Origin of the sequence: Chryseobacterium sp. 1B4 (assembly GCF_036631475.1) — a bacterium.
In the GTDB taxonomy this organism is placed as follows: domain Bacteria; phylum Bacteroidota; class Bacteroidia; order Flavobacteriales; family Weeksellaceae; genus Chryseobacterium.
Map to the genome: position 1 here is coordinate 61,906 of NZ_JAPNUF010000004.1, position 18,188 is coordinate 80,093.

Sequence of the window (18,188 nt, forward strand, 5' to 3'; positions counted from 1 at the left end):
TTACCAAGCAAAACATTAACCAAACATTAATTCGGAATGGCAATAATTTTTCTGAATCAAAGCGAGTGCCCTGTTTGTAAAAAAACTTTAGATAAAGGACAGGATATAGTTTTATTTCCTCCTTTCACCTCGGACAAGAATCATCAATTTTACTTATTTAATGATGAAGGAGTTCATCGTTCTTGTTTGCAGAAAACAAAACTTGGAACAGAAGCCTTAAAATTTTTAGAAATAAATCTCCGATATAAATAAAAAATCCCACCCAAAGCGGGCAGGATTTATATAGTAAATTCAAGTTAAAATTATTCCCACTCAATGGTTGCAGGCGGTTTGCTTGAAATATCGTAAGCAACTCTGTTGATTCCTCTTACTTCGTTGATGATTCTGCTTGAAACGGTATCCAAAAACTCGTAAGGAAGTCTGCTCCAGGTTGCCGTCATAAAGTCGATCGTATTGGCAGAACGAACTACAGCTGTGTATTCATACGTTCTTTCGTCACCCATTACTCCTACAGATTTTACAGGTAGAAGTACAACAAATGCCTGGGATACTTTTTCGTAAAGGTCATTTTTGTATAATTCTTCGATGAAGATATCATCTGCCTCCTGAAGGATTCTTACTTTCTCAGCATCTACAGCTCCCAACACTCTGATTCCTAATCCAGGACCCGGGAAAGGGTGTCTGTATACGAGGTGATGAGGAATTCCCAGTTCTTCACCTACTTTTCTTACTTCGTCTTTGAAAAGCTCTCTTAACGGCTCCAGTAATTCGAATTCCATATCTTCAGGAAGTCCTCCCACATTGTGGTGAGACTTGATCACTGCAGATGGTCCGTTTACAGACTGACTTTCAATAACGTCAGGATAAATGGTTCCCTGAGCTAAGAATTTAGCGCCTTCAATTTTGTGAGATTCTTCGTCAAATACGTGAATAAATTCATTTCCGATAATCTTTCTTTTGGCTTCAGGATCATTTACTCCAGCTAGTTTTGAAAGGAATCTTTCTTTGGCATCCACCATTTTAATGTTCATGTGGAAATGCTCTCCATACTGATCCATTACTTTTTTCCCTTCATCCTTTCTCAATAATCCTGTATCTACGAAGATGCAGGTCAGCTGATCACCGATCGCTTTGTGGATCAAAACAGCCGCTACAGAAGAGTCTACACCTCCTGAAAGTCCAAGGATTACTTTGTTGTCTCCTACTTTCTCACGGATTTCCTCAACTGTTTTTTCAATATAGTTGGTCAGTTTCCAGTTTTTCTCTGCGTTACAGATGCTGAAAACGAAATTTTCTAGCATCTTTGCCCCTTCTTCCGTATGGGAAACCTCCGGATGGAACTGAACGCAGAAGATTTTTTTGTCTTCATTGGAGATTGAAGCAATAACACCTGATTTTGCATTTAATTCAAAACCCGCAGGCAATTCTCCTACTTCGTCAAAGTGGCTCATCCAGACTACAGAATTCTGAGTTACTCCTTTTAACAGAGAACTTTCTTTAACGATATCAAGGTTTGCTTTTCCGTATTCTCCTTTTTCTCCTTTGTTTACTTTTCCTCCCAAAAGGTGGGCAGTCATCTGCATTCCGTAGCAGATTCCCAGTACGGGAACTCCCTGCTCATATAATTCTTTTTCAACCAGGTGGGCATTTTCTGCATTCACAGAGCTTGGTCCACCGGAAAGGATGATTCCTTTTGGCTGTTTTGCTAAAATATCTTGTAATGGTGTATTGTAAGGTAAGATCTCAGAGTATACCCCCATCTCACGGATTCTTCTTCCGATAAGCTGGTTGTACTGGGATCCGAAATCTAAAATAATAATACCGTTGTTCATTTTTGATAATTGATTTGTTTGAAAGATATCAGATTTCAGACATCAGATTTCAGATTTTAATCTGAAGGCTGGAATCTAACATCTGAACTCTTATTTCTAATATTAACTGTTTTACAAAAAAAGACTTGGAATGACTCCAAATCTTTTTTCGTGATTTTTATTAAAACTTTCCGATGTCTTCTCTGTAGAAGCCGTAATCGAAATGTACGTGAGCTGCGTCTTCATACACTTTTTTGCGGGCATCTTCGTAGGTCGCTCCTGTAGCCACAATGTTCAGTACTCTACCGCCATTGGAAACCACTTTGTCACCTTTGCTGATGGCACCTGCATATAATAGTTTACTATGCTTCAACTTATCTTCTCCTGTGATTTCGAAGCCTGTTTCGATATTTCTCGGATATCCTCCTGAGCACATCACCAGACAAACAGCTTTTTCATCCTTGAATTTAAGCTCGATGTCTTTACCATCCATACAATCCTGGATCACATCTAAAAGATTGTTTTCCATAAGAGCCATCAATACCTGTGTTTCAGGATCTCCGAATCTCATGTTGTACTCAAGAAGGTAAGCTCCGTTTTTCGTTACCATCAATCCGAAGAAGATGATCCCTTTAAATCCGAAACCTTCAGCTTTCAGTCCTTTCACAGTAGGCTCTAAAATATTTTTCTCAAAATCTGCATAGTGTTCCTGAGTAAATTCCGGGCTTGGTGCTACTGACCCCATACCTCCTGTATTAGGTCCTGTATCTCCGTTTCCTGCTTTTTTATAGTCTTTTGCTGCTACACACGGAAATAGCTTTTCACCATTAGAGAAAGCAATAATAGACGCTTCAAAACCTTGTAAATATTCTTCAATAACTAAACGGATACCTGCATCTCCATAGATTCTTCTGATCATAAAATCATGAATTGTAGCTTCAGCTTCTTCAAGGGTATCACAAATAACAACACCTTTCCCGCCAGCTAAACCACTTGCTTTAACTACTAAAGGATACTGCTGTGTCTTTACATATTCTATCGCTTCGTTATATGAATCAAATACTACAACTTTAGCTGTTTTGATATCATAGGTCTGCATAAATTTCTTAGAGAAAGCTTTACTTCCTTCAAGGCTTGCCACTTTCTGGGTAGGACCGAAAACTTTAAGATCGTGCTTTTTAAACTCGTCCTTGATACCAGCTACAAGCGGTGCCTCAGGACCTACGATCGTAAGATCAATCTTTTCTTTAATAGCGAAATCTCTAAGTTCTTTGATTTCTGATAAATGAACATTTTCCCTATTACATCGGTAGTAGCATTCCCGTTGGCAAAAAACATTTTAGAAATTCTCGGGTCATTCTGAAGCTTTGCCGCTAAAGCAGATTCTCTACCGCCTTCACCTATGATTAATATTCTCATACTTTATTTATTATCTAGTCTTAATTTACAAATATATAATTTTGAATGCTAAAAATACAATCCCTGATTATTTTTTAATTCTATTTTAATTAGTGGAAAAAGTGTCTGACACCCGTAAACATCATCGGGATTTTGTGCTCATTGGCAGCTTCTATACTATCCTGATCTTTTACACTTCCACCTGGCTGAATAATCGCCTTGATACCTTCCTGAGCACAGAAATCTACCACATCACGGAAAGGGAAAAATGCATCTGAAGCCAGTACAAGATCTCCGGAGAATTTTCTTTAGCTCTTTCGATAGCCTGCTGTGTTGCCCAGATTCTGTTTACCTGTCCGCCACCGATCCCGAATGCCTGAATTCCGTTGGAAACTACGATTGCATTTGACTTCACATATTTTACTACTCTCTGTGAGAAAAGTAATGCTTTTTCTGCTCTTCTGTGGGCTGTACTTCAGTAACTACTTTAATATCGTCAGAGAAGTGGGTATCATTATCCTGTACCAGAATACCACCGTCTACCTTCACCCATGTCTGCTTATCAGAAACAGGGTTTACAATTCTGATGATTCTCAGGTTTTTCTTTTTTCTTAAAATTTCAAGAGCTTCTTCATCGAATTCAGGAGCCATCACAATCTCAAGGAATGTTTTGTTCAGCTCTTCAGCTGTTGCTGCATCAATTTTATAGTTCATTGCAACAATTCCGCCAAAGATGGAAACCGGATCACATTCGAATGTTTTCTGGTATGTTTCCAATGCTGAAGTCCCGATCGCCACCCCACACGGAGTAGAATGTTTTACAGCACAGCAAGCCATTTCTTCTTTGAATTCGTTTACTACCTTCCAGCAAAGGTCCATATCACGAAGGTTGTTGAAAGAAAGTTCTTTACCCCCAGCTGTTCGAAGTCTTTCATCGCCCCGTTCTCGAAAGTAGAAACGTAGTAAGCTGCTGTCTGGTGAGGATTTTCCCCGTATCTTAAGTCAGCAGCTTTTTTGTAAGAAGCATTTAAGTATGTAGGATATTCTTCATCTAAAAGCATTCTTGAAATCGCTGCATCATATGCAGAAGTAAGATTGAATACCTTTCCTGCAAGTTTTTTACGGGTTTCAATGTAAGTATCTCCGTTTTGCTCCATTTCAATTTTCACTGCTGCATAATCCTCAACATCAGTGATTACTGTTACAGAATCAAAGTTTTTAGCGGCAGAACGAAGCATTGACGGGCCGCCGATGTCGATAAACTCTACTTTCTCATGTAAAGAAATGTCTTTGTTTACATTCTCGAAGAAAGGGTAAAGGTTTACGATTACCATGTCAATCAGACCAATTCCGTGCTCCTGAACGGTTTTCATGTGCTCTTCGTTGTTACGAACGGCTAACAGTCCACCGTGAACTTTTGGGTGTAAAGTTTTCACTCTACCATCCAACATTTCAGGGAAATTGGTTACCTCATCAATCTGAATAGGATTTAAACCAGCGTCTTTCAAATGTTTGAACGTTCCTCCTGTGGAGATCAACTCATAATTCTGAGCTTCCAAAAACTGCGCGAATTCTATTAATCCACTTTTGTCAGAAACACTGATTAAAACTCTCTTTTTACTCATTTTACTTTCAATTTTTTACTTTTTACAGTTATTTCAAACTGTGTCCGGGTCTTTCACCTCCGGACTTACTTTTATTTTTTACTTAGATTTTTGATAATGTAGCAATGTATCAGTCTAGCAATGTAACAATACCTTCAACATTGGTAAAATTGGTACACTGGTACATTGTTATATTTATTAGTTTCCCAGAACCTTATTAATCGCTATCGGGAAAATTTCATATTCAATCTGATGAACTTTCTGAGCCAGTGTTTCAGGAGTATCATCTGCTGTTACTTGAAAAGATTTCTGAAGAATAGCTTCTCCTTCATCAATCCCTGGCGTTACAAAATGTACAGTCGCCCCACTCTCTACTTCTTTGGCTTCAATGACTGCATTGTGAACGTTCATTCCCCACATTCCTTTTCCTCCGAATTTCGGAAGCAAAGCAGGGTGAATATTGATTATTTTACCATTCCAGTTTTCACAGAATTCAGGCTTCAGAATGGATAAAAATCCTGCCAATACGATCAGATCCGTGTTTTGCGGGATTACTTTTGCCAATTCGCTGCTGAAATTCTTTCCTCTTGGGATGAGTATGTTTTCTATATTGTGATTCTTTGCTCTTTCCAATCCGAAACATTCTCTGTCAGCTACCACCAGAGTTACTTTTGCATTCTGGATTTCTCCTGAGTCAATAGTATCAAGGATTCTCTGCAGGTTGGTTCCTGAACCGGATACGAGTACAACGATGTTCTTCATTATTCAGATGTTAGATGTCAGATTAAAGATTACAGATTTACCGTCTGGTATCTAAGATCTGAAATCTGTTGTCATTTAAAATTTCAAATTGATTTTCTCTGCTCCTTCAGTGATTTCTCCTATTTCGTAAGCATCATCTAAAAGGTGTAATACTTTTTCAGCGTGTTCAGCGTCTACTACAACGATCATCCCAACTCCCATATTGAATGTTCCGTACATTTCCTCACGCGTTACTCCACCTCTTTTTTCAAGCTCAAGCATTACACTAGGAATTCTGATTTTTGAACCGTCGATAGATGCACAAAGACCTTCAGGAATAATTCTTGGAACGTTTTCATAAAGACCGCCTCCTGTAATGTGAGCAATTCCGCTTACTTTCACTTCTTCCAATACTTTATGAATATCTTTATAATATAGTCTTGTAGGAACTAAAAGGGTTTCATATAATGGTTTTCCTTCAAACTCTTCTTCAAAGTTCGGGAATACTTTTCTTACTAAAGAGAATCCGTTTGAGTGGAATCCTGAGCTTGGTAGTGCAATGATTTTATTACCTGCCTTAATGGTAGAACCATCAATAATCTGATCTTTTTCTACAATTCCTACACAGAACCCTGCCACATCATAATCTCCGGGCTGGTACATTCCCGGCATTTCAGCCGTTTCTCCACCGATCAGTGCACAGTTATTATCCTTACAGGCTTCCACCATTCCCAGAACAATTTCTGCAACGATTTCTGAATCAAGCTTTCCGCAAGCCAGATAATCTAAGAAGAATAATGGTTTAGCACCATGGCAAAGAATATCGTTGGCACACATTGCAAAACAATCTACACCGATAGAATCATATTTTTGGGTATCTAAAGCTACTTTCAGCTTGGTTCCTACTCCATCTGTTCCTGATACAAGAACCGGGTTTTTGTATCCGCCGATTTCATAGAAAGCACCAAAACTTCCCAAGTGGTTCAGTACATTGGAATTGTGGGTTTCACCGACCGCTTTTTTGATCTTGTCAACCGTTTTGTATCCTTCTTCTTTGTCTACTCCTGCTGATTTGTAAGTGTTGCTCATGTCTGCTTAGATTTTTAGATTTCAGATCTCAGATCTCAGATTTCAGATGATACTTATCTTGTATCTGACATCTTGTGTCTTCTTATCTTTTAATATTTCAATTACTTTTATACTCAATTTTAGAAAACAAAAAAGCCGACAATCTTTTCAGATTATCGGCCGTTATTTTATCTCAGAATTTCAGAGTCCACAACTTTCCCTTTATGAGAAAAACATTGTTTATAGGAGGTCTGAATTTTCATCTCTTTTCTTTTTGCAAAAATAGTAATTTTAAATGAATATTCAAATTCTATTTTTCAAGGATGGTTTCAATAGCCGAAATCTTCTTAACTTTCTCTTTTAATTCATTGATTTTCTCTTCATTAGAGATTTTCTGAGTTTCTTTATCAAAGTTATCATTGAAGAAAGGAAGTGAAAAAGTATCCACCACATTTCCTCCGTGGAAAGGAAAACGTTTTGATGCAGCTTCCAAAACTCCTGCTCCGCCTCTGCCTCCCGGAGATGTAGACATCAATAGCATTGGCACTTCATTCCAAACCGTTCTGTCTTTGATTCTGGATACCCAGTCAAATACATTTTTGAATGCTGCAGAATACGTTCCGTTGTGTTCACCTAAAGAAACCAGTAATACATCAGCACCGTCAATTTTTGCTGCGAAATCATGAGCTTCCTGAGGAACACCGTTAGCCAGTTCTCTTTCATGTTTGTAGATAGGCATTTCGAAAGGATTTAAATCGATCACTTCTACTTCTGCATTTTCAAATAATGTTGATGCATAAGCTACCAACTGTTTGTTCATTGAAACTTCTGAGTTACTTCCTGCTATTGCTAAAATTTTCATATGTGAGGTTTATTTTTAAGATTACAAATTTAGTTTTTATTTAAGATAAGACGGCAATTCCATCGGTACTTCCATTAATAATACTTCAGTGTCTTCCACGGCTTCTATATTAAAGCTCTGAGTGTCCCAGATACCTAATCCGTCTCTTTCGTTCAGAACACGGTCCCCTATTTTTGCACTTCCTTTCAGAACAAATGCATACACTCCGTTTCCTTTTTGTTGAGCATATAATTTTTACCGTTTCCTTTTTTAAAGTTGGCCAGATTAAACCATGCATCCTGATGAATCCAGACTCCGTCATCATTTTTATTGGGAGATAAAATCTGCTGAAATCCGTTGATCTTTTCTCCTTCTTTAATACTTTTCTGATCATATCTTGGTTCAACATTAAGTTCTTTCGGGAAAACCCATATCTGGAGGAATTTTACTTCCTCATCTTTATTTTTATTGTACTCGCTGTGCATAACACCGGTTCCGGCGCTCATTACCTGGATTTCTCCTTTTCTGATCACCGCAGTAGTTCCCATGGAATCTTTATGTTCCAGGTCTCCTTCCAAAGGTATTGAAATAATTTCCATGTCCTTGTGCGGGTGTGTACCAAAACCCATTCCCTGAGAAACGGTGTCATCATTTAATACTCTTAAAACTCCAAAATGAGTTCTGTCTCTGTTTTGATAGTTGGCAAAACTGAATGTATGATAAGAATTTAACCATCCATGGTTGGCATGGCCTCTTGAGTCTGCTTTATGATATACTGTTTTCATTTCTGTGATTATTTATGATACAAATGTACGGCATGCAGGTGTTTAAATAGTTGATGTAGGTTAAGAATGGAAATTTGGAGGTAAAAACAGCAAGAATGCGAAAAATAAAAGGGTTGTGAAAGCTAAAAAAATACACAAAGACGCGGTTCTTTCAGCTTTAAGTGCAAACATCCGTGTTATCTGTGAAAACCTGCGGGAGATTATATATTCTGAAGATCAAAAAACAAATAAGTATATGAAGGATAAATTTTAAGTTTTGGCTAAAGCCAATTGATGAATAATTAAGAAAAGCGGGCTAAAGCCCGCTCCTATTGATATTTAAAATTATTTAATTTTTAAAAATGTACCTGCTTGATTTCTTCTTCGATTTCCTTAGGGGTTTCATCTTCAGATTTAATAAAGATCATGGTAACTATAGCCCCAATGAGCATACAGACACCTCCTACTACCACATAATCCATGGCCTGCTTTCCAAAAATTCCGCTTACGACAGGACCTCCGAACAGACCATTGATGATCTGCGGAATCACAATAAAGAAGTTGAATATTCCCATATAAACGCCCATTTTTCTTTGTGGAATGACCTCAATAAGCATGGCATAAGGCATAGCCAAAATACTTGCCCAGGCAAAGCCTAATCCGATCATAGAGATCCATAAATTGTTGACATCTTTAATGAAATACATTGAAACCAGCCCCAACCCTCCACACAATAAAGCTAAAGCGTGTGTCTGCTTTTTACCAATAACTTTAGCAATTGGCGTCAATAAAAAGGCAAACGGAATTGCCCAGAGATTGTACATTCCAAAAAGTTTCCCGGTGAGATCTCCGGCATCATTAAATGCTTTGGAATGGGTATCTTCCGGAGAAAGACCAAAATGATGGGTGGCCAGTGCGCTGGTTGTAAAAACCCACATCGTAAATAAGGCAAACCATGAAAAGAACTGAACAATTCCCAGCTTTTTCATCTGCGGGGGATTGCTGCAAAGTCTTTAAAAATATCTGAAAATTTAGATTCCTGTTTTTCTGCTTCTTTTCCATCTTCAAAATCAGCAAATTCCTGTGGAGAATATTCTCTGGTTGTGATGATGGTATACAGAATTGATATGATAAGCAATGCTGCACCGATGTAAAAGGAATAAATCACATTATCCGCGACAAATCCTGCCGGTGCTTCATTGGAAATCCCCATTTTTGTTAACCAATCCGGGAGATATGATCCTAACACCGCTCCGATTCCTATCAGAATGGTTTGCACTGAGAATCCTATTGTTCCCTGATGTTTCGGGAGCATATCTCCCACCAAAGCCCGGAAAGGCTCCATGGCAATATTCACCGAAGCATCCATCATGGCGAGAAATATTACGGCCAACAAAAGTGCATTGGCGGCAAACATCTGAGTAACAGAAGCTGCATTGGGAAGTAAAATCAATCCTATCGCACACAAGACAGCGCCAATCAGGAAATAGGGCTTTCTCCTACCCAGCGGACTCCATGTATTATCACCCATATGGCCGATAACAGGCTGAACAATGAGTCCTGTAATAGGAGCCACCAGCCAGAACCAGGATAATTCATGAACATCTGCTCCTAAGTTACCCAGAATACGGCTTGCATTTCCATTCTGTAATCCGAATGCCATCTGGATTCCCATAAATCCCATACTCATATTAATAATCTGGAGCATCGATAAGTCGGGTTTTATTCTTTTCCCTGCTGCTCCAGTATCATTTTTCCCCATCATTATTGCCATTATGATTTCAGTTTTTGAATTAATGCATCTTCAATAGGTGCTTTTTCTGTAACGACTTTATCTACTACGTCATTAGGAACCGTCACAGAAAGAACATATTGTTTTACCTTCCAGCTTCCGTTGATTTTCTCTACCACTCCGGAGCCTCTGCAGATCTTCATCTGGGTATCCAGTAATTCGTCAAACCACGCCAGTTTTCCATCTTTACTGAAATAAATATTTCTTTTAAGAGCTTTAAAGTTCCAGGTTTTCTTTTTGTCGAAGTAAGGTTTTGCCCAAACCATAAATGCTTTTTTATCCCAGATTTCGGTGGCATCTGTTCCGATGAAGGTCGATTCATCCGCAAACAGATTAAAATAGGCATTATAATCTGCCTTTGCCGCAGCTGCATTGAAGGTATCAAGCATGGTACTGATTTCCGATTTTTCTTTCTCAAATCCTGTTTTCGACTGTGCTGTAAGTAAAGAAAATCCCAGTAAAAAAAGGATCAGTGTATAAGCAGTCGTTAGTTTTTTCATATATAATAATTATTTTTCAAGTTCAATAATCAATGGAGTTTTTGCCGGAATGTTCATACTGTTTTGTAATGAAATCTCTTTTCCTGAAATAACGTCTTTTCCTTTTGTAAATCCGTTAAGTGATTCTGCAAACCTTTTCAAATCTAATGTCTGATCTTTTTTATTATTGATAACCACCATTACACTTTCTTTTTCATTGTATCGAAAATAAACAAAAACACCTTTCTGAGGAACATAATTTTTAGTTTTTCCACTATGAATTACCTCCTTACCTTTTCTCCAGTTCAGTAATTTTTGAGTAAACCGTAAAAATTCTTTCTGTTTCTGAGTCAGAGTAGATGAATTGAAAGCATTCTGTTTATCTGACTTCCAGCCTCAGGAAAATCTTTTCTTATATCTGCATCTCCTCTTTTTTCTTATTTCCACGCATTCCTATTTCTGATCCGTAATAGATTTGTGGAATTCCTCTTACCGTTGAGATTAGTGCAAGTCCTATTTTGTAAGCTTCCGGACTCCCGTTAAAGATTTCATTCCATCTTTCGGTATCATGATTTTCAAAGAAGACCAAAGTATTATTGATATCCGGATACAGGAAATCGCTGGTAAAGGAGTCATAAATTCTGATCATCCCTTTATCCCAGCTTTCTTTTTCTTTAAGAGCTTTAGGCATATTTTCAAAGAGCATAAAATCCATCACCGATGGTAAGTTTGAATTATAATTTTCTATCGCTCCGATCTTTGAATTTTTCTGCCAGGCGGCAATCTGCGCAGCCGTATAAAGCCAGGTTTCTCCTACAATATTGAATTTCGGATATTCATCAGTAATTGCTTTAGCCCATTTTGCCATGGCTCCTTTATCATTGTAGGGATAAGTATCTACACGGAATCCTCCCAGTTCAGCATATTCGATCCACCAGATTGCATTTTGAATCAGGTATTTCAGGACCAGCGGATTTTTTTGATTGATATCAGGCATGGTCGTATCAAACCATCCGTCCAATGCATATTTTGTATCAATATCAGAGGCATTGGTATCAAACTGTGTGGTTGTTTTATAGTTGGAACGTTTAAATCCTTTTTCTCCTTCATCAAACCAGTGTATCCAGTCTTTGGAAGGCAGATCTTTGATCATCCAGTGTGATCCGCCCCAGTGATTGGTTACATAATCCATCACCAGCTTCATATTCCTTTTATTCAGCTCCTGGGATAATGTTTTATAATCTTCATTGGTTCCGTAGCGGCCATCAATTTTATACAGATCGGTTTGGGCATAGCCATGATAGGAGTATACTTTTTCGTTATCTTCATTCACAGGAGTAAGCCACACCGCTGTTGCACCCAGATTCTGAATATAATCAAGGTTGTTGATAATTCCGCGAAGATCTCCTCCATGTCTGCCATTGGGTAGGCTTCGGTTTGCCTTTTCAGTAAGTTCCGGTTTTGAATCATTCTTTTCATCGCCATTGGCAAAGCGGTCCGGCATGATCAGATACATGAAGTCTTTTGAAGTAAAAGACTCGCGGTTGGCAGATCCGGGATTCCTTTGTTTTAATTCATAGGTATATGATCCAAGATTCTTTTTATCTTTTTTAATATTGATAATAAACTTCGGGACGTTTATTTCATTGGTATCCACTGTAACAAAAACATAATTGGGATTATCCACTTTTCGGATGTCTTTGATCTGTACTCCATCTGAAAGCGCAATCTCGTGATTGGCTACTTCTTTCCCGTAAACAAGAATCTGAAGTTCAGGATTTTTCATCCCTTTCCACCAGAAAGCCGGCTCCACTCTTTCCAGATTTTTCTGGGAAAAAGCTAAAGAAGCTATCGAAAGGGCGAATGCTGCATATATTGTCTTCATATTAGTGTTCAATTTAGCATTAAATTTTCATATACACATTCAAAAATATGTAGGAAACCCTGTTTTTTGATCTTCAATCCTATGAAAATGTCAAGATTAAACATCTTCATTTCGAATTCCACAAAGAATAATTAACTTTTTTACAAAAATTCATATTTAAAATGAGTTTTAACTCCTTTTTATTTTTAGTTTTATAGAAAAAATGTTAGATTTCAGTAATATGTTCAAAACAGAGGGGCCGGATGTTGTTTACACCTGGACCATTCCTGTGTTTGCTGCTATTATTTTCATAGAAATGGCTTACAGCCACTTTAATAAGGAAAAAATCTATGAAACCAAAGATGTCGCAACAAACGTCCTGTTCGCCTTGCTTAATTACGGATTAGACATTATCATGAAAGGTTTTTCCTTATTCGTTATGATGTTTTTTTACCAACACCGGCTTTTCGACTGGCAAGAGGGAATATGGTACTGGATTGCAGTATTCCTCGCCCAGGACTTTGCGTATTATGTTCATCATTATGTAGATCATCATTCCAGAGTTTTCTGGGCGGTACATATTACACATCATAATTCTGATTATTTCAACATCAGCACGGGATTCAGAAGTCCTGTCTTTCAGCCATTATACAGATATCTGTTTTTCTCTCCGTTAGCGTTTATGGGCTTTCATCCATGGCATATTCTGGTGGCTTATTCTTCCATACAGATTTATGGTACTTTTGTTCATACGCAATCCATTAAAAGTATGGGATTTCTGGAATATATCCTTGTTACTCCGTCTCATCACAGGGTACATCATGCGTGTAATATCAAATATCTGGACCGTAATATGGGAATGGGCTTGATCATCTGGGATAAAATTTTCGGGACATTTGAAAAGAAGATCCTGAAGTTCCTGTAAAATACGGTATTTATCCTAAAATGGAGTCAAAAGATCCGGCAACTACCTTATTCTATGAATGGCGGAGAATAGGAAAAGATCTCAGACAGCCGGGGATTTCTTTCAAAGATCGTATCAAGTACCTTTTTTATTCACCGGGATGGCGGCATGACGGAACCGGAAAAACGGTGAAACAGTATCAGAAAGAATATAAAGAAAAGAAAAAGTTCAGATTCCGGTTCAGGTAAAAGAACAGTTATCCGAATCTGAGGAGCAATATCCCCAACTCATTCAACAGGCAGAGGATAAATAACTAAAAAATACCCCGGAACATTAAAAAATCAATGAACCGGGGCACCTTAGTGTATTTTAAAAATTATTTTACCGGCTTGATAGAAATTGCGAAACCGCCGCTTCTTGCCATTTTAAAATTAATTTTTGATTTACCTGTAATCTCTTTCTTGTAGATGTTATAGCTTTGAGGATTATCGATATAATCAGCGTCTTTTCCATCTTCATAGATTGTTGCTTCATATTTCTTTCCTTTATCCAGGAATGAGAAGTCTACTGTATAGTCACGTTTATTTTCATCGGTAATACCTCCCACAAACCAGTTTTCAGTACCTTTTGCTTTTCTTGCTGTCACCACATAATCACCCGGTTCAGCGGCCAGGATTTTTGTATCATCCCAATCTGCTGCCACATCCTTGATAAACTGGAATGCGTCCATATGTTTTTTGTAGTTCTCAGGAAGATCCGCAGCCATCTGAAGCGGCATATACATGGTTACATAAAGCGCCAGCTGTTTTACCAGTGTAGTTTTTACAAAACGGTTATCTCCGGGAAGTAATAATCCAGCTTCGTCTGGAAAATTCCCGGTGTATAGTCCATAGAGCCTCCCATCCATCTTGTGAAAGGAAGAACCGTCTGGTGATCAGGCTTATTTCCTCCGAATGCTTCATACTCTGTTCCACGGGCTGCTTCTGCAGAAATATAGTTCGGATAGGTACGGCTTTCTCCTGTAGGACGTACAGATTCATGTGAGTTAACCATGATTTTATAGTCATTTGCTTTTTCAGCAATTCTATAATAATGATTAATGGTCCATTGAGAATAATGATGTTCTCCTCTAGGAATGATATCTCCTACGTATCCGGTTTTCACGGCGTCATATCCATATTTTTTCATTGTCTGGAACGCTTTGTCTGCCCATCTCTCATAGTTCGTTGCAGAACCTGAAGTTTCGTGGTGCATGATCAGCTTAATCCCTTTTGAATGGGCATATTCATTCAACATTTTGATATCAAAATCAGGGTAAGGTGTAATGAAATCGAAAACGAATTCTTTTGAATGTCCGAACCAGTCTTCCCAACCGATGTTCCAACCTTCGATCAGTAATCCCTGAAATCCGTTTTCTGCTGCAAAGTCAATATATTCCTTAACTTTAGTATTGTTGGCTGCATGTTTTCCGTTTGGAGTCAGCTTTGTAAAATCTGTTTTACCTAAATGAACATTTTCAGCAGTAGAATACGCCCACTGTGATTTTCCGATAATCATTTCCCACCAGACACCCATGTATTTTGTAGGATGAATGTAGGAAGTGTCGGTATATTTTGTAGGCTCATTAAGGTTAAAGATCATTTTGGAATCCATTACCTGCTCTGCTTTCGGCGCTACAATAATTGTTCTCCACGGAGTTACCGATGGGGTCTGAATATATCCTTTCGCTCCTTGTCTGTCAGCTGTTAAGTGGGTTTTGAATTTAAAATTCTGCGCATCTACTTCAAGATGAGAAGCCGGATAATCCAATACAGCTGCTTCAGCAACGTTGATATACAAAGGTTCTTTTCCTTCTTTTTAAGCATCAACGGAGATTGAACTGCGTTTTTCACCAATGCCTGGGAGGCATTTGCATCATATGCTTTATCCCATTTTGCAGGAATCTCGGATACTTTTGTTTCCTGGTACTGATATTCCTGAGAGTCATAATCTGCCACGATCCACCATGCCTTCATATCGGTAGGAAAATCGATTTCAGAATCTTCTTCTCTGATCACAAAATAGTTAAGATTTTTTTGCTGCGGGAATTCATACCGGAATCCAAGCCCATCATTAAATAATCTGAACTTTACCACAATACTTCTGTCCGTAGAAGCCTGATTCAAGGTAACTGCCAGCTCATTATAATGGTTGATATAATTTTTCTTTTCCCCTAAAACCGGCTGCCAGGTTTCATTTTTGGAATCTCTTTTTCATCTGTCTTTGCAAAACCGTTGTTCAGATCGTATTTTGCATCTTCTGGTTTGGCAATCTCAGAAGCGAATTTTATAGCTGTGTCTTTAAATAATCGCAATCCCAATTTAGAATCTTCAACCACTACCGCACCATTGTATTTCAGGTTGTAGTAAGGTATTCCTCCTTTCAGCTGGAAATTCATTTCGAACTTCCCATCCGGAGATTTTAAAGATTGGGCTTTCACACCTGTAAACATCATTGAGAGCAAAAGTGCTCCAACTGTAATTTTCTTCATAATGACTATTTATTAACTTAAAAAAATAAAGTGCTGCGGTAAAGCAGCACTTTGCTTTATTTTTAGTTTAGTTTGATTTACAATTTAGTAACGATTAATTTGTAGTATGCTGAATTGTGTAAATCCAGTTCAATTTTATAATTTCCTGCCTGCGAAACTTTATATGCAGGATCTCCTTGTTACTGTATTCTCTGAACTTAAATAAGACTGAACAGCTGTTCCGGAAACCAAAGTCTGATCTGCATCTTTTGGCTGGAACTTCATTGCCCAATCATCATTGGCTCTGAATTTAAATACTCCGGTATTGGATAATGCAATTGAATTGATCACAAACGTTTTGGTTGCAGGATTGTATACAAAATCCGTATCCGATCCCCATCCCGTAGGTGTTGCATCCCCGATAACTCCGAAGTTTGCTAAAACTGAAGAATAGGTATTTGCAGCCCAATTTACCTTAATATAGTACGTTCCTGCAGCTGGCGCTTTTATATTATCTCCATCCGCTTTCAGTTTTCCTGTCTTGGTTCCATCATCACCTTTATTTCCCGGCCAGTCCTGGTTGATCGCAAATTTTATTTTCCATCCTCAGTACCAGCAACAGTATTGATCCAAATAAATCCTCTGTATTCGTCATTCTTTCCAGGAGAAAACAAATTCGGTGAGTTGGCCGGAGTCCAGTTTGCATAACCAGCTGCTCCAGCATAGCTACCAGGAACATTGATCTTAGGATATACCAAATCCGGATTTGGAGTATAAGGTGTTACTTTAAGCGCGATTACATTAGAGTAAAAAGCTGCTGATCCTACAGAGGTTTTCAATCTTACCTCGATATCATTTACTACATCTGGAACAGCCCCGATAGAAAACATTGCGGCATTCATTGCTGCGTTAGTTACAACACCTGATGTCAAATCATTCGAAAAATCTATGACCGCACTTTTTTTGAAGCCATCACCTTTGATTCCGAATTCTACTTTTTGAGTAGGAACTACAGCAATATTGAAGGTGGGTTTGGTCCATGTAAAAGTGATTATGGCATCATTGGCATTAAGCTCATTAAGGATAACCGCGCTTTTATCAGCTGATATTTTACCTGCTGATGTTTCATTAATAACCGCCTGATCTTCATCTTTTTCACAGGAAAACTAGTAGTCCGGTAAAAACTAAGGCTAATATTTTGAACAAATTTTTCATTTTTAACAGGATTTTAAATTAATATCCAGGATTCTGAATCAGATTAGGATTGGCTACAATATCCTTCGCTGGGATCGGGAAAAGATTTCTATAGCTTTCTACGGCTTTACCATTTTTCACATTTCCTTCCATGGCCATAAATAATCTCCTGTTGTAAACTTGTTGAAACGGATAAGATCACTTCTTCTGGTCATTTCCCAGGATAATTCTCTGGCTCTCTCATCTAAAATGAAATTCAGATTGATAGAAGAAACGTTTCCGCTTGTATCTCCATAAGCACGTTGTCTCAGCTGGTTAATATAACCAATTGCTGTTGCCTGATTACCGCCAGCGCCTCCTCTCAACACAGCTTCAGCATACATCAGATAAATGTCAGCTAAACGGTATAACGGGATATCAGCTTCAACCCAGTTGGTATGAGCACCAACAGATCCGTTACTTTTAACATTTTTAAATTTGATAAAAGCATAACCATCTGTGAATGATCCTAGATCATTAATTTCTAAATTCTGTCCGGCAGTAAAGAACCTTCCTCTTTTATCACTTCCATTAGTTGGAAACAGTCCAACAAATGCTTTTGTAGTTCTTAAGCCACTCCATCCGCCATTCACTCCAAAGTCAGCAGCTTTCATATCACCACCTATTGCAGCATGGACAAGATAAGTTGTCCCCCCATTGGTTTGTGTATTGATTCCGTCAAAATTTACGCTTAAAATCTGCTCCGGGTTATTGATATTATTATCAGCAAGAAACAGATCATCATATTTCGGTTTTAAAGAATATCCTGCTGCAATCACTTTGTTACAGTATGTAATACAGTCTGTATTTCTTTGGGTTCCCGTATATACTTCTGCATTTAAATATAATTTTGCCAACAGTGCCCAAACAGCAGCTTTATCTGCTCTGCCATACTCATTTGTTTTAGGATCCTTTAACTCTCCTGCTATAGCAAGTAATTCAGACTCTATATAATTAAATAATGCTTTTCTTTCTATCCTTTGTGGCGGATTGACAGATCCCGGTAAGTATGATTCATCTACAAAAGGAACATTTCCGAACATGTCAATCGCATGGTAGTATGACTGGGCCCTCAGGAAACGTGCTTCTGCTCTCATCAATTTTGCCTGAGTCAGATTGTCTCCAGTAATATTATTGGATGCTAATTTTTCATCTGTAACATTCCTTAAGAACTCATTAC

At 38.1% G+C, this 18,188-nt stretch carries 8 protein-coding genes and 8 pseudogenes; 2 read left to right on the forward strand and 14 right to left on the reverse strand.

Going from position 1 to position 18,188, the window contains the following annotated elements; translation table 11 throughout:
- Positions 1–302: 302 nt before the first annotated feature.
- From guaA to OWR28_RS03555, 10 genes and pseudogenes are all read right to left on the reverse strand, one after another.
- Entirely contained in the window at positions 303–1,832 is a 1,530-nt protein-coding gene (guaA, locus tag OWR28_RS03510) for a glutamine-hydrolyzing GMP synthase (RefSeq protein WP_332385516.1), read from the reverse strand.
- A 160-nt stretch (positions 1,833–1,992) separates the two neighbouring features.
- Positions 1,993–3,230, reverse strand: a pseudogene (gene purD, locus OWR28_RS03515) (phosphoribosylamine--glycine ligase).
- Positions 3,231–3,319: 89 nt separating this feature from the next.
- Positions 3,320–4,834, reverse strand: a pseudogene (gene purH, locus OWR28_RS03520) (bifunctional phosphoribosylaminoimidazolecarboxamide formyltransferase/IMP cyclohydrolase).
- A gap of 177 nt (positions 4,835–5,011) precedes the next feature.
- Positions 5,012–5,575 (reverse strand): phosphoribosylglycinamide formyltransferase, encoded by a 564-nt coding sequence (gene purN / locus OWR28_RS03525; protein ID WP_332385517.1) that lies wholly within the window; start codon positions 5,573–5,575, stop codon positions 5,012–5,014.
- 75 nt (positions 5,576–5,650) lie between these two features.
- Complete coding sequence (purM, locus tag OWR28_RS03530) at positions 5,651–6,643, reverse strand: phosphoribosylformylglycinamidine cyclo-ligase (protein ID WP_332385518.1); 993 nt, start codon at positions 6,641–6,643, stop codon at positions 5,651–5,653.
- A 289-nt stretch (positions 6,644–6,932) separates the two neighbouring features.
- Positions 6,933–7,484 (reverse strand): NADPH-dependent FMN reductase, encoded by a 552-nt coding sequence (locus tag OWR28_RS03535; RefSeq protein WP_332385519.1) that lies wholly within the window; start codon positions 7,482–7,484, stop codon positions 6,933–6,935.
- Positions 7,485–7,520: 36 nt separating this feature from the next.
- Positions 7,521–8,248, reverse strand: a pseudogene (locus tag OWR28_RS03540) (pirin family protein).
- Positions 8,249–8,583: 335 nt separating this feature from the next.
- Positions 8,584–10,001, reverse strand: a pseudogene (locus tag OWR28_RS03545) (MFS transporter).
- Entirely contained in the window at positions 10,001–10,519 is a 519-nt protein-coding gene (locus OWR28_RS03550) for a nuclear transport factor 2 family protein (protein ID WP_332385520.1), read from the reverse strand. The pseudogene OWR28_RS03545 and the gene OWR28_RS03550 overlap by 1 nt, the downstream one beginning before the upstream one ends.
- Before the next feature lie 9 nt (positions 10,520–10,528).
- Positions 10,529–12,383: pseudogene (locus OWR28_RS03555) on the reverse strand (glycoside hydrolase family 13 protein).
- A 202-nt stretch (positions 12,384–12,585) separates the two neighbouring features.
- Here OWR28_RS03555 and OWR28_RS03560 point away from each other — a divergent pair.
- Together OWR28_RS03560 and OWR28_RS03565 are read left to right on the forward strand one after the other, a co-directional pair.
- The gene (locus OWR28_RS03560) at positions 12,586–13,287 is read left to right on the forward strand and encodes a sterol desaturase family protein (protein WP_332385521.1); all 702 of its coding nucleotides are present in this window, start codon (positions 12,586–12,588) and stop codon (positions 13,285–13,287) included.
- Positions 13,288–13,307: 20 nt separating this feature from the next.
- Positions 13,308–13,514 carry a hypothetical protein gene (locus OWR28_RS03565; protein ID WP_332385522.1) on the forward strand — a complete coding sequence of 69 codons (207 nt, stop codon included), beginning with the start codon at positions 13,308–13,310 and terminating at the stop codon, positions 13,512–13,514.
- A gap of 128 nt (positions 13,515–13,642) precedes the next feature.
- Here the strand turns inward: OWR28_RS03565 and OWR28_RS03570 are convergent.
- The 4 genes and pseudogenes from OWR28_RS03570 to OWR28_RS03585 form a co-directional block, all read right to left on the reverse strand.
- Positions 13,643–15,796 (reverse strand): annotated as a pseudogene (locus OWR28_RS03570) (glycoside hydrolase family 97 protein).
- A gap of 159 nt (positions 15,797–15,955) precedes the next feature.
- Positions 15,956–16,126, reverse strand: coding sequence for a hypothetical protein (locus OWR28_RS03575; RefSeq protein ID WP_332385523.1), 171 nt, complete (start codon positions 16,124–16,126; stop codon positions 15,956–15,958).
- Positions 16,127–16,368: 242 nt separating this feature from the next.
- Positions 16,369–16,917 (reverse strand): annotated as a pseudogene (locus OWR28_RS03580) (SusE domain-containing protein); the annotation flags it as partial.
- A gap of 91 nt (positions 16,918–17,008) precedes the next feature.
- Positions 17,009–18,188 (reverse strand): annotated as a pseudogene (locus tag OWR28_RS03585) (RagB/SusD family nutrient uptake outer membrane protein); the annotation flags it as partial.

Coding starts and splice junctions, on each gene's coding strand:
- OWR28_RS03550 (WP_332385520.1), bottom strand. CDS start 10,519: ATGAAAAAACTAACGACTGCTTATACACTGATCCTTTTTTTACTGGGA.
- purN (WP_332385517.1), bottom strand. CDS start 5,575: ATGAAGAACATCGTTGTACTCGTATCCGGTTCAGGAACCAACCTGCAG.
- guaA (WP_332385516.1), bottom strand. CDS start 1,832: ATGAACAACGGTATTATTATTTTAGATTTCGGATCCCAGTACAACCAG.
- purM (WP_332385518.1), bottom strand. CDS start 6,643: ATGAGCAACACTTACAAATCAGCAGGAGTAGACAAAGAAGAAGGATAC.
- OWR28_RS03565 (WP_332385522.1), top strand. CDS start 13,308: ATGGAGTCAAAAGATCCGGCAACTACCTTATTCTATGAATGGCGGAGA.
- OWR28_RS03560 (WP_332385521.1), top strand. CDS start 12,586: ATGTTAGATTTCAGTAATATGTTCAAAACAGAGGGGCCGGATGTTGTT.
- OWR28_RS03535 (WP_332385519.1), bottom strand. CDS start 7,484: ATGAAAATTTTAGCAATAGCAGGAAGTAACTCAGAAGTTTCAATGAAC.